This is a genomic window from Hymenobacter profundi (genome assembly GCF_019334315.1).
GTDB classification, from domain to species: domain Bacteria; phylum Bacteroidota; class Bacteroidia; order Cytophagales; family Hymenobacteraceae; genus Hymenobacter; species Hymenobacter profundi.
This window is the reverse complement of the sequence record NZ_JAHWGL010000058.1, coordinates 20,231-31,594: the sequence shown is the minus strand read 5'-3', so window position 1 is coordinate 31,594 and position 11,364 is coordinate 20,231. Positions and strand designations below refer to the sequence as shown.

11 protein-coding genes are annotated in these 11,364 nt (G+C 59.1%); 3 read left to right on the top strand and 8 right to left on the bottom strand.

Annotation, left to right across the window (positions count from 1 at the left end; all coding sequences use genetic code 11):
• The first annotated feature begins 97 nt into the window (after positions 1–97).
• Entirely contained in the window at positions 98–958 is an 861-nt protein-coding gene (locus KYK14_RS13830) for an NAD(P)-dependent oxidoreductase (RefSeq protein ID WP_219159599.1), read from the top strand.
• 190 nt (positions 959–1,148) lie between these two features.
• Here KYK14_RS13830 and KYK14_RS13825 read toward each other — a convergent pair whose 3' ends face one another.
• From KYK14_RS13825 to ccoN, 6 genes are all read right to left on the bottom strand, one after another.
• On the bottom strand, positions 1,149–1,610 hold the full coding sequence (locus KYK14_RS13825) for a FixH family protein (protein ID WP_219159597.1): 462 nt from the start codon (positions 1,608–1,610) through the stop codon (positions 1,149–1,151).
• 94 nt (positions 1,611–1,704) lie between these two features.
• Positions 1,705–3,108, bottom strand: a complete 1,404-nt coding sequence (ccoG, locus tag KYK14_RS13820; RefSeq protein WP_219159596.1) for a cytochrome c oxidase accessory protein CcoG — start codon at positions 3,106–3,108, stop codon at positions 1,705–1,707.
• Between the two features lie 154 nt (positions 3,109–3,262).
• Positions 3,263–4,162 (bottom strand): cbb3-type cytochrome c oxidase N-terminal domain-containing protein, encoded by a 900-nt coding sequence (locus KYK14_RS13815; protein WP_219159594.1) that lies wholly within the window; start codon positions 4,160–4,162, stop codon positions 3,263–3,265.
• On the bottom strand, positions 4,159–4,476 hold the full coding sequence (locus KYK14_RS13810) for a hypothetical protein (RefSeq protein WP_219159592.1): 318 nt from the start codon (positions 4,474–4,476) through the stop codon (positions 4,159–4,161). The genes KYK14_RS13815 and KYK14_RS13810 overlap by 4 nt, the downstream gene beginning before the upstream one ends.
• A complete protein-coding gene (locus KYK14_RS13805) occupies positions 4,470–4,676 on the bottom strand; it encodes a hypothetical protein (protein ID WP_219159589.1) in 207 nt (68 codons plus the stop codon). Before KYK14_RS13805 ends, KYK14_RS13810 begins: the two co-directional genes overlap by 7 nt.
• A gap of 26 nt (positions 4,677–4,702) precedes the next feature.
• Positions 4,703–6,955: a cytochrome-c oxidase, cbb3-type subunit I gene (ccoN, locus tag KYK14_RS13800; RefSeq protein WP_219159587.1), complete on the bottom strand. Its 2,253-nt coding sequence runs from the start codon at positions 6,953–6,955 to the stop codon at positions 4,703–4,705.
• A 282-nt stretch (positions 6,956–7,237) separates the two neighbouring features.
• Here ccoN and KYK14_RS13795 point away from each other — a divergent pair, with 282 nt between their 5' ends.
• On the top strand, positions 7,238–7,831 hold the full coding sequence (locus tag KYK14_RS13795) for a transposase (RefSeq protein ID WP_219159585.1): 594 nt from the start codon (positions 7,238–7,240) through the stop codon (positions 7,829–7,831).
• Positions 7,832–7,941: 110 nt separating this feature from the next.
• On the opposite strand, the gene ccoS is transcribed toward KYK14_RS13795, so the two are convergent.
• Positions 7,942–8,103, bottom strand: coding sequence for a cbb3-type cytochrome oxidase assembly protein CcoS (gene ccoS, locus KYK14_RS13790; protein WP_219159583.1), 162 nt, complete (start codon positions 8,101–8,103; stop codon positions 7,942–7,944).
• Entirely contained in the window at positions 8,100–10,610 is a 2,511-nt protein-coding gene (locus KYK14_RS13785; RefSeq protein ID WP_219159581.1) for a heavy metal translocating P-type ATPase, read from the bottom strand. Before KYK14_RS13785 ends, ccoS begins: the two co-directional genes overlap by 4 nt.
• 316 nt (positions 10,611–10,926) lie before the next feature.
• On the opposite strand from KYK14_RS13785, the gene KYK14_RS13780 reads away from it, so the two are divergent.
• The gene (locus KYK14_RS13780) at positions 10,927–11,322 is read left to right on the top strand and encodes a group III truncated hemoglobin (RefSeq protein ID WP_219159579.1); all 396 of its coding nucleotides are present in this window, start codon (positions 10,927–10,929) and stop codon (positions 11,320–11,322) included.
• Positions 11,323–11,364: the final 42 nt, after the last annotated feature.

Genomic DNA, 11,364 nt, shown 5'->3' with positions numbered 1-11,364 from the left:
CCCTCCGGGAGAGGGGGCTGGGGGGGGTGGGGTCTCCACGGCAGAACAAACCAATTCCACTTCTTATGGTATACCCTACATCACTCAACCACTACCTATGAACGCACAACCTCAACTCGGCTGGATTGGCCTCGGCAATATGGGCAACCCCATGTCGAGCCGACTTCTGGAAGCCGGCTACCCAGTGGCCGTGTATAACCGTAGCAAAGACAAAGAAAAAGCCCTGCGCACCGCCGGAGCCACCACCGCCGATTCGCCGGCTGCCTTGGTGCAGCAGGCCGACGTGGTGTTTCTGATGGTGTCGGACGACCAGGCTGTGCGCGACCTGTTCACCGGCCCCGACGGTCTGCTACAGGCCCAAGCGAGCGGCAAGCTGCTTATCAACATGAGCACGATTTCGCCCGGCATCAGCGAGGAAATGGCGCGCCTCAGCCAACAGAAGGGCCACACCTACCTCGATGCGCCGGTTTCCGGCAGCGTGAAGCAAGCGGAAACCGGCCAGCTGGTGATTATGGTAGGCGGCGAAGAGCCGGCGTTCCAACGGGCGCAGCCGCTGTTTGAGCACCTGGGCAAGCTGGCGCTTCACCTCGGTCCTACCGGCAGCGGCAACCGCGCCAAGCTTGCTATCAATACGCTGTTGGGCTTCTACACGCAGGGCCTAGCCGAAACCTTCCTCTTCGCCCAGCAGCATGGTCTGAAACTCGAGGATATGCAGACGATTATTGCCAACGGCGCCATGGGCAACGTTTTCTCTAAGATCAAAGGCGAAGCGATTATGGCCGAAAACTACCAAGCTGCCTTTGCCCTAAAGCACCTGGCCAAAGACCTGCGCCTAGCGAAAGCCGAAGGCCTGAATACGCCCCTGGGCGAGGTAGTCCACGATACCTTCCAGCAAGCCGAGCCTACCCTGGGCGAAGAAGACGTAATTGCCATCATGAAGCACCTGCAACGCGACTAGAGAAGCCCAGGGTAGCGGCGCGGCTGGGTAGGACTGAGTACTCTGCGCCATAAGAAACGGCCGAGATGCGTAGTCCAGCCAGCAGAAACTACCGCAACGTGTAGCAAGCGAATACAAAGAACCGCCCTGCCGGAGCCTTCCGAACCAGAAGGCCCCAGCGGGGTGGTAGTATTAACAACTGTATTAAGCTCTAAATCGTCAAATCCTTCTCCACAAAATACGCCTGCCCATCCGCCGTGAAATCTACGCGGACGCGCCAGAAACCGCTGACCATTTTCTGGGTGCTGATGCGTTGGGCCAGGTCCGAGTCGGGTTGCAGTGGCAGGGTGAAGTCCAGTTCCAGATCAGAGGGGCGGAAAAAGTGGAGTTGCCCTTCGAGGTGCTTACCGGCAAACGAGGGCGGCAGCTGCAACTGGAGCTGCGAAACCGCTGCTTCGTGCGTTACGGTAACGGCCACGGGTAGCGCCGCCATGTGGGCCACCGATTCCATGCGTTTCTGGTAGACCAGCTCCTGCTGGTAGTAGTTAGGGCTCACCAGGTCCACGGTGGTGCGCATCGTCTGGCTCACCATGTAGCCGATGTAGCTGCCGAACAGCAGAAAAGCCGTGATGATGGCGTAGGGCCAGAGGGTGCGGGTGGGAGTGGTGGTCATATAATTAGCTTTTAGCTGTTGGCCGATAGCTGTTAGCTTTTCGTTGAATAAGAGCTAATAGCCAACAGCTAAAGGCTAACAGCTAAATAATAAGCTACCGAGGCGGGGCCAGGAATTTGGTGTTCTCTTCCGTAATCAGCTTGCCGCCGCTGAACACCCCAATGCGAATCTTGGAACTGGTGGTGTGCAACTCGCTGGCGGGTAGCTCGGCAAAAAAGACACCCTCCGCAATACCTTGGGCCGGCAGCTTCAGATCATCGGTACCCACGAGTGAGATGCTACCGTGGGCTGGCTCCAGAATCCGCAACTCGATGGGGTAGGGCTGGTTGGTTTTGTTGATGACCGAGATGTTGTAGAGGTTGGTGATGGTGCCGTGGTCGGTTTTTTGGAACAGTTGGCCCGGTGTGCGCAGCACCGTAGCCGCCACATTGGCCCGCGATACTAGCAGCCCCGTCATCACAACCAGCAGCACTGTGAGCACCGCTGATAATGCTTTGATGCGGCCCGTGACCCTGAATTTAGTGCCGGTGGCGATGTTGTTTTCCGAAGCGTGTCGAATCAGATTCGGCGGCAGGTTCACCATTGCCATGATGTTGTTGCAGGCGTCGATGCAGGCGGTGCAGTTGGTGCATTCAAGTTGCTGGGCGCCATTGCGAATGTCGATGCCGGTGGGGCACACCTGCACGCACTGGTGGCAGTCGATGCAGTCGCCGGCGGTGCGCACTCTGTTTTTGCGCATCTTCTCGCGGGGCTCGCCACGCTGGTAATCGTAGGCGACCACCAGGCTGTCTTTATCGAGCATCACGCCCTGCAAGCGGCCATAGGGGCAGGCAATGGTGCACACCTGCTCTCGAAACCGGGCAAATACCGCATAGAATACCCCCGTGAACAGCACCATCGACGTGAGGCCGCCCAGGTGCTCCTGGGGCGGGTCGGTGATAATCTTTACCAACTCATCAGAGCCAATGATGTAGGCCAGAAACGTGTTGGCAATCAGGAAGGAAAGCAGCAGAAACACGGCGTGTTTGCCGGTTTTGCGCCACGTTTTGTTCCAGTCCCAGTCAGCTTTGTCGAGCGCCTTTTGCTGGGGCGCGTCGCCCTCAAAGAAGTATTCAATGCGCCGAAATACCATCTCCATAAAGATGGTCTGCGGGCACACCCAGCCGCAAAATGCCCGCCCATATACTACCGTGAACAGAATCACGAACACCACAAACGTCATCATCGCCAGCAGCAGGATAAAGAAATCCTGCGGCCAGAATATTTGCCCGAAGATGATAAACTTCCGCGCCGGCAGGTTCAGCAGGAGTACCGGCAACCCATTGATACGCAGCCAGGGACCGGCGAAGAGTAAGGCCAGCAGCCCATAGCTAATCCAGGTGCGGGCACGGTAGAGGGCGCCCTTCGGCTGCTTGGGGTAGAGCCAGATGCGCTTGCCCTCGGCATCTACCGTGGCGATGGAGTCGCGGAAGCTTTCGGTTGAGGTGGGAGTTTTCATGGAGGTGAGGTTCCGGTCCGACGCCGTAGGCGTCCGACCGGTATCGTTGCGGATGACCGCGCCAGTTGGGTAGGTAGCAGGCGTCAGCCAAAGGGTCGTTCAACGATACCGGTCGGACACCTGCGGCGTCGGACCGGCAAGCGTCCGCCGCCCGTTACCTATTCGGTGCCAGCTTCTTCGCTGTAGGGTCGATTTCGCCCTGCGGCTCCTTGGCGTTGGGTGGGTTGGTGCCTTGCAACGACACCACGTAGGACGATACTTGCAGCAGCTGTTTGGCCGAGAGCTTGCCCTTCCAGGCTACCATACCCTTGCCCTGGACCCCAAACTTGATGGTGCGGTACACGTGGTTGATTTCGCCGCCGTGCAGCCAATAGTCGTCCGTCAGGTTGGGGCCTACCTTGCCTTCGCCACTGGCTCCGTGGCAGGGGGCACAGTTCTGAGTGAAGAGGATTTTGCCCTCGCCCAGGTCTGCGGGGGCCAGTAGGGCTTGGTAGGTCGTGAGCTGGTTGGGGTCGTCGGAGCCGGCCGATACGAGTAGGGCCGCCTGCTGCATCTCTGTTTCGTACTCGGCGTGGCTGAGCTGGCCGGCCTTGGCTACATGGAAGTAGAAAAAATAAGCGCCAGCGAAGATGATGCTCACCACAAAGCCGTACTTCCACCACGGCGGCAGGTCGTTGTCGAATTCGTGGATGCCGTCGTAGTCGTGGTTAGCAATTACCTCGTCGCGCACGGTGCCGGTTACCAGCACTTGGTCGCCTACCAGCAGGCCCAGTACCTTGCCGCTCCAGCTGTGGCGCACGGTAGGCATGTCATACACCCGTCGCAACTGTGGCCGCAGCTTCACAACCAGCGCTGTAAATAGCAGCAGGGTCAGTAGCACCACCAGCGCCAACGTACTCAGCAAAAACCAGAACAGCATCATCTTACTATCCGAAGCACCGGCAGCGGCTGCCGTAGCTGGCGCCTCCGCCGTTTGGGCCAGCGTCGGGTAGCTGCCTAGCAGGGCGAGTACACCGGCGCCGGCGCCGTACAGAGTTCTTCGCGGTAGGCTCATGCGGCAACTTTCTGCTCAACGGGAACGGTAGGAGTAGGCGCTACCGACGCCATAGGAGCAGCGACCGGAGCAGCTTCGGAAACTGCCGGGGTGGCTTCGTCTGGGGCTTCTTTCTCCTGCACCGATTGGGTCACTGCCGAGGCCAGCGAGCTGGCAGTCATCATTCCAAACAGGAGCACCACGGCGGCCAGTCCCCATGCTAGCCAACTCAGAACGTCGGTGGGTTGGGGTCCGGGAGTAGCAGATTGGGCCGTAGCGGCGTAGCCAGTGAGTAAGCCCGTCAAGGTCAGGAGGAGAGTGCGCTTCGTTAACATGGCAGGTTGGGAGTAAAAGTGGTTGGAGAAGTTTCATCCTCGCCGCCAAACAGCGGCAGGTTTTTCATTGAATGCACGTGCTGGCGGTTCACGACGAACACATAGGCCAGCAGCCCCAGAAAGAAGAGGAAGAAGATGACGAAGGAGATAATTGGGTAGATTTCCACGCCCGCAATGAAGCGCAAAACGTTCTTATCCATGACACTAGGGGTAGGGAAGCTGAAGGCTAATGGGATATCTCAGCCGCGTTCGACTGCGCCGAGGCGGCGGCCTGCTGCGGGTTCACCTTGATGTCGGTGCCCAAGCGCTGGAGGTAGGCAATCAGGGCCACGATTTCCTTGTCCGACTTCACCTCGATTTCTTCCTTCTTCAGCTCGCGGGCAATGCCGTCGGCTTGCTTGCGGGCATCGGCCACGGCCACCTTGTCGAAATCGGCAGGATAGGGTGTATCGAATTTGTCGCGTAGCACCCGAATTTTATCGGCCGTGTGCGAGTAGTCGATGTCGTCTTCGAACAGCCAGGGGTAGGGCGGCATAATCGAGCCGGGCGACATGCTGGTGGGGTCCATCATGTGGTTGTAGTGCCAGGAGTGCGGATACTTCTGGCCCACGCGGTGCAAATCGGGGCCGGTGCGCTTGCTACCCCACAGAAAGGGGCGGTCGTACACAAACTCGCCGGCTTTGCTGTACTCACCGTAGCGCTCGGTTTCGGAGCGGAACGGCCTCACCATCTGCGTATGACAGTTGGAGCAACCCTCACGAATGTAGATGTCGCGGCCTTCGAGTTCGAGCGCCGTGTAGGGCTTCACCGAAGCGATGGTAGGCACGTTCGACTTCACCAGGAACGTCGGAATCATCTCAATTGCGCCGCCAATGGCAATGGCCACCGTGGCCCAGATGGCCATTTGCGCAGGCCGGCGCTCAATCCAGCGGTGCCAGTAGCCGTCGGTGTGCTGGTCGGCTACGTTGTTGGTGAGGTAGAGCGGAGTAAGGGGCGCGGCTTGGGCTTTCTCATTGGGTAGCAACTGGCCCGATTGGGCGGTTTTCACCAGGTTAAACACCATTACCAATGCGCCGCTGAGGTAGAGCACCCCGCCGATGCCGCGCAGGTAGTACATCGGCACAATTTGCAGTACCGTTTCCAGGAAGTTGGGGTATTGCAGCAGCCCTTCGTTGGTGAACTGCTTCCACATCAGGCCCTGCGTGAAGCCCGCCCAGTACATGGGTAGGGCGTAGAACAGGATGCCCAGCGTGCCCAGCCAGAAGTGCGTGTTGGCGAGTTTCTTGGAATACAGTTCCGTTTTGTAGAGGCGGGGCCACAGCCAATAAAGCACCGCGAAGGTCAGGAAGCCGTTCCAGCCCAGCGCACCTACGTGCACGTGCGCTACAATCCAGTCGGTGAAGTGGGCAATGGCATTCACGTTCTTGAGGCTCAGCATTGGCCCTTCAAACGTGGCCATGCCGTAGGCCGTAATGGCTACCACCATGAACTTCAGCACCGGCTCCTCGCGCACCTTATCCCAGGCGCCGCGCAGGGTCAGCAGGCCATTAATCATGCCGCCCCAGCTCGGCGCAATCAGCATGATGCTGAACACCACGCCCAGCGACTGTGCCCAGTCGGGGAGGGCGGTGTAGAGCAAGTGGTGCGGCCCGGCCCAGATGTAGATGAAAATCAGCGACCAGAAGTGAATGATGCTCAGGCGGTAGCTATACACCGGGCGGTTGGCGGCCTTAGGCAGGAAGTAGTACATCAGGCCCAGGTAGGGCGTGGTCAGGAAGAAGGCCACCGCGTTGTGGCCGTACCACCACTGCACCAGCGCATCCTGCACCCCGGCGTAGGCCGAGTAGCTTTTCATGAAGCTCACCGGCACCTCCATCGAGTTGACGATGTGCAGCACGGCCACCGTGAGCAGCGTGGCAATGTAGAACCAGATGGCCACGTACAGGTGCCGCTCGCGGCGCCTGGCAATGGTGCCGAACATGTTCCAGCCAAACACCACCCATATCACCGTAATCAGGATGTCGATGGGCCACTCCAGCTCGGCGTATTCCTTGCTGGTGGTGAAGCCCAGGGGTAGGGAAACGAGGGCCGACAGAATCACGAGCTGCCAGCCCCAGAAATGTACTTTGCTGAGCACGTCGGAGTACATCCGGGTTTTGCACAGGCGCTGCAAGGAGTAGTACACGCCCATGAAAATGCTGTTGCCGACGAAGGCGAAAATCACGGCGTTGGTGTGCAGCGGCCGCACCCGCCCGAAGGTGGTGTAGGGCGTGCCCATGTTTACCTCGGGCCGGGCCAGTTGGAAGGCGATAATCACCCCAATCAGCATGCCGGCCACGCCCCAAAACACAGTGGCCAGGCCAAAATCACGGACAATCTTGTTGTCGTAAAAAAAGGTGTCGACCGTCTTCACGAAGCCCGGTACCACCTGAGGCGGGGCGGCCGGGGCCGGCGTAAGCGGTTTCTGTTCGACTTCCATAACGTGGAGTAGTGAGTGATTTACTACTCCAAAGGTCCTGCTTGGCTGAGCCGGAAGGGATGACGAATGTCAGGTGCGAGGGTGATTGATATTAGGTAAGCCACCTGCCGGTCCGACGCCGCAGGCGTCCGACCGGTATCGTTGCTGATGTTGAACGAGCTGCGTGCGGATGCCTGCTTCTAGTGCCTCATGCGGCGCGGGCATCCGCAACGATACCGGTCGGACGCCTGCGGCGTCGGACCGGGTGGTGGTTATTTTGTTGAGAAAAGCTATTTTGACCGCATGCGTTACGAGGCCGAACAACTTTACCACGTGTATAATCGAGGTAATAATCAGCAACAGATCTTCTTCACGCCCGGCCACTATGTGTACTTCCTCAGAAAAATAAGGCAGTACGTGCGGCCTCACTGCGAGATACTATGCTATTGCTCGATGCCCAACCACTTTCACTTACTGATTTATACCACTGCGGCGGGCTGTCGGGACCAGGATACTAGCAGCAGTACCAAGCAGCCAATTGTACAAGGCTTAGCCTTAGCGTTGAGTACCTACACACAGGGATTCAACAAAGAAACGGGCCGCACTGGTGCTCTGTTTCAATCGAAAACCAAAGCTCGGCGGCTGCTCGATCTATACGAACAGTATCTCCGCACCTGCTTCCACTACATTCATCAAAATCCGGTACGCGCTGGCTTGGCACAGCGTCTGGAGGGTTGGGTGTACTCTTCTTATCCGGAGTATGCCGGATTGCGGAATGGATCCATGTGTAACCAGCAAGTGGCTCGTGAGCTCCTGGATATACCCGTCGAGTACGATGTTTTCCGCCGCGAAGCAGAGCAAATGATTGATCCGGATCGAGTAGCCGGATGGCTGTAGCCACCCCGGTCCGACGCCATAGGCGTCCGACCGGTATCGTTGCTGAGGTTGAACGAGCTGCGTGCTACCCCTACGCGGCGCGGGCATCAGCAACGATACCGGTCGGACACCTATGGCGTCGGACCGGTAGGCGATTCATCCTCAAACAGCATCCGTACCGAGGGCGTGTAGTCGTCGTCGTACTGGCCCGAGCGCACGGCCCACAGAAAGGTACCCAGGAACGTGAGGGCCACCGTGAGGCTGATTCCTATTAAGATGAAAATGATGTTCATAGCGTGCGTTTATAGGCTGCGTAGCGCACCAGCAGCGTCGAAAAAACCATTACGCTCAAGGAGCTGATGGGCATCAGAATGGCCGAGACGATAGGCGTAAACTTGCCCTGCACCGCCAGCCCCAGCCCGATGCCGTTGTAGCAAAACGACAGCACGAACGTGGCCAGCACGATCTGCAAGCAGTCTTGCGAGAAGCGCAGAAACGTGGCGAAACGGCCGAAGCTGCTAGCGTCCAGGATGGCGTCGCAGGCGGGGGAGAAATTGGTGAAGGTATCGGTGAGGGCAATGCCAGCGTCGGCTTGTTGCAGGGCGCCGGCGTCGTTCAATCCGTCGCCTACCATGAGCACGCGCCTACCTTGCTGGCGCAGGGCGGCCACGTAGTCGAGCTTGTCTTGGGGCGACTGGTGGAAGCGTAGCTCCGCCTTGGTTCCGAATAACTCGCGGAGCCGGTCGCGCTCCGCGCTGTTGTCGCCGGAGAGAACGGCCAAGTGGTAGCGTTGGCCGAGGTCGGTGAGGATGGGTTGGAGGTCGTTACGGTACACGTTGCGGAACACGTAGCAGCCCAGCGGTTCCCCATTTAGGGCCACGTACACGCGGGATTGAAGCTGGTCGGCTTCTTCGGCCGCTTCCAGAGCACGGCGCTGGCCGCCGGCAAACGCCGCCGAGCCTACCCTCACCCGTACGCCGTCTACTACCCCGCTCACCCCCTGGCCGGGGACTTCGGTGAAGTTGTGAACGGCGTGACCCCACCCCCGTCCCCTCCCCTCCGGGAGAGGGGTGCCTTCTGACAGATTAGTCGCCTGGTACCCCTCTCCCGGAGGGGAGGGGCTGGGGGTGGGGTCCAACTCCCGCGCCAAGCGCTGACTTAGCGGGTGCGTTGACTGGCGCACTACGGCCGCTACCAGCTCTGTTTCGGCCGTGGTTAGCGGCCGGCCAAGGTACTCTACCGTCGAGCGTTTCACTTCGGTGAGGGTGCCGGTTTTGTCGAACACGATGGTATCGACACGGCCTAGTGTTTCGACTACCCCAGCGTTTTTTAGGTAGAACTTCAGCCGCCCAAACGTGCGCAGGGCCGCGCCCAGGGCAAAGGGCGTAGCCAACGACAGGGCGCAGGGGCAGGCAATGACCAGCACTGAAGTAAAGGCCCGCAAAGCCATCTGTGGGTCGCGGGGGTACCAGTAGGCCACGGCGCTAGCAGCCAGCAGCAGCGTCGCGGCCACAAAGTAGCGGCCCACCGTGTTGGCGTAGGTTTCCAGCGTTTGCTTCTCGATTTTCTGAAAGGCGGGGTTGTTCCAAAGCTGCGTGAGGTAGCCCTGCGACACCTCGCGCACGACCTCCAGCTCCACGGCCTCGCCGGTTTGGCGTCCACCGGCATACACCACCTCGCCCGCCACCTTCGCCACCGGCACACTCTCGCCCGATACAAAGGAGTAGTCAATCTGCCCGGTGCCACGCATCAGCATGGCGTCGGTGGGAATTACTTCCTGGTTGCGCACCAAGATGCGTTGCCCTACCCGCAACTCCTTCACAGATACCGACTTTTCGCCCCTGGGTGTGAGCAGCGTGACGGCCACGGGGAAGTAGGAAGTGAAGTCACGGTCGAAGCGCAGGGCATCGTAAGTACGTTGCTGCACCCATTTGCCAATCAGCATAAAGAACACCAGCCCCGTAAACGAATCGAGGTAGCCAGGGCCGCGCTGCGTTAGAATATCGAATACGCTGGTTAGGAACAAGGCGCTCAGGCCCAGGCTAATCGGGAAATCGAGGTTGATGTAGCGCTGCCGCACACCCTGCCACGCCGACTGAAAGAACCCCCGCGCACTATACAGCAATACCGGCAAGCTCAGCAGCAAGCTGATATAGCCAAAAAACCGCCCAAACTCGCCCTGCAATTGCTCCGTGAAGCTGAGGTAGTCGGGAAAAGCCAGCAGCATCACGTTGCCGAAGCAAAAGCCCGCCAAGCCTAGTTGGTAGTACAGCCGCCGGTTGTGGTGGTGGGGCTGGGCGCCCAACTCGGCCAGCGTAATCTGCGGCTCGTAGCCCACGGCCGTCAGCAGCTTCACTACCTCTTTCAGCGAAGTTCTTTCAGGTTGATAACTGATACTGATTTCCTTGCGCAGAAAATTCACCCGCGACTCCGAAATACCCGGATTCAGTTGGTACAGCTTCTCCAGCAGCCAGATACACGAGGCGCAGTGCATCTGCGGAACCGTGAGCGTGAGTCGCGCCAGCGTATCCGACCGAAACGTGAGGAGCTGCGCCTGCACGGCTTCCGAATCAAGGTAGTCGAAACGGCCGGGCAACTCCAGCGTTTTTACTTTCTGGCCGGGCCGCTCATCGAAGGCATAGTAGGCGCAGAGGTTGTTGGTTTGCAGCAGCTCGTACACGGCTTTGCAGCCGGCACAGCAAAATGGCTGCTTATCAAGTAGAATGGGTTTGTCGAGGCATTCGTCGCCGCAGTGGGTGCAGGCAACGTGGGTAGGAACTTCGGGAGCAGCAGCGTTCATGCGCAAAGCGAGTCAGGCAGAAGAAAACCAAAGGTCCTGCTTCGGCTGTGCCCGGCAGATGACAAACGTCAGGGTATGAGATGAGTAAGGTCATGGGAGTCATTGGCTTGCTCGCTGACCTTTGGTTTGTGGTTGACGCCTGCCGGTCCGACGCCGCAGGCGTCCGACCGGTATCGTTGCTGAAGTTGAACGAGCTGCGTGCGGACGTTTACTACCTACCTACTCCCACGCGGCGCGGGCATCCGCAACGATACCGGTCGGACGCCTGCGGCGTCGGACCACAACAGATTCATCTTGATTTCCTACCCTCCTAGCTATGCAAACGCTCCCCGACATCCGCACCGAAGCCGACATCACCACGCTCATCACCACCTTCTACGAAAAGGTAGGGCTCGACGAGCTGCTCGGCCCCATCCTTCAGGCCGATGCGCAGGTGCACTGGCCCCAGCCGCTGTTTACCATGCAGGCTTTCTGGAAGCGGGTGCTGCTCAACACCGGCGGTGCCGATGGCTGGCCCTTTCCCGGCGGCCTGGTGCTGCCCAACACCGGCGAATATTTTCAGCGCTGGCGGCAGCTGTTTTTGGCGGCGGTAGAGGATAATTTCAACGGCCCTATTGCCGAAGCCGCCAAGGCCAAAGCACAGGAAATTGCGCGCATGTTTGAGTACAAGCGCCAGCCGCGCACGCTACTTAGCTTTTTAAGAACTTTGTAGAAGGTAGGGGAGTTGTGCGCCTACCCTTGGCCTCAACTCGTT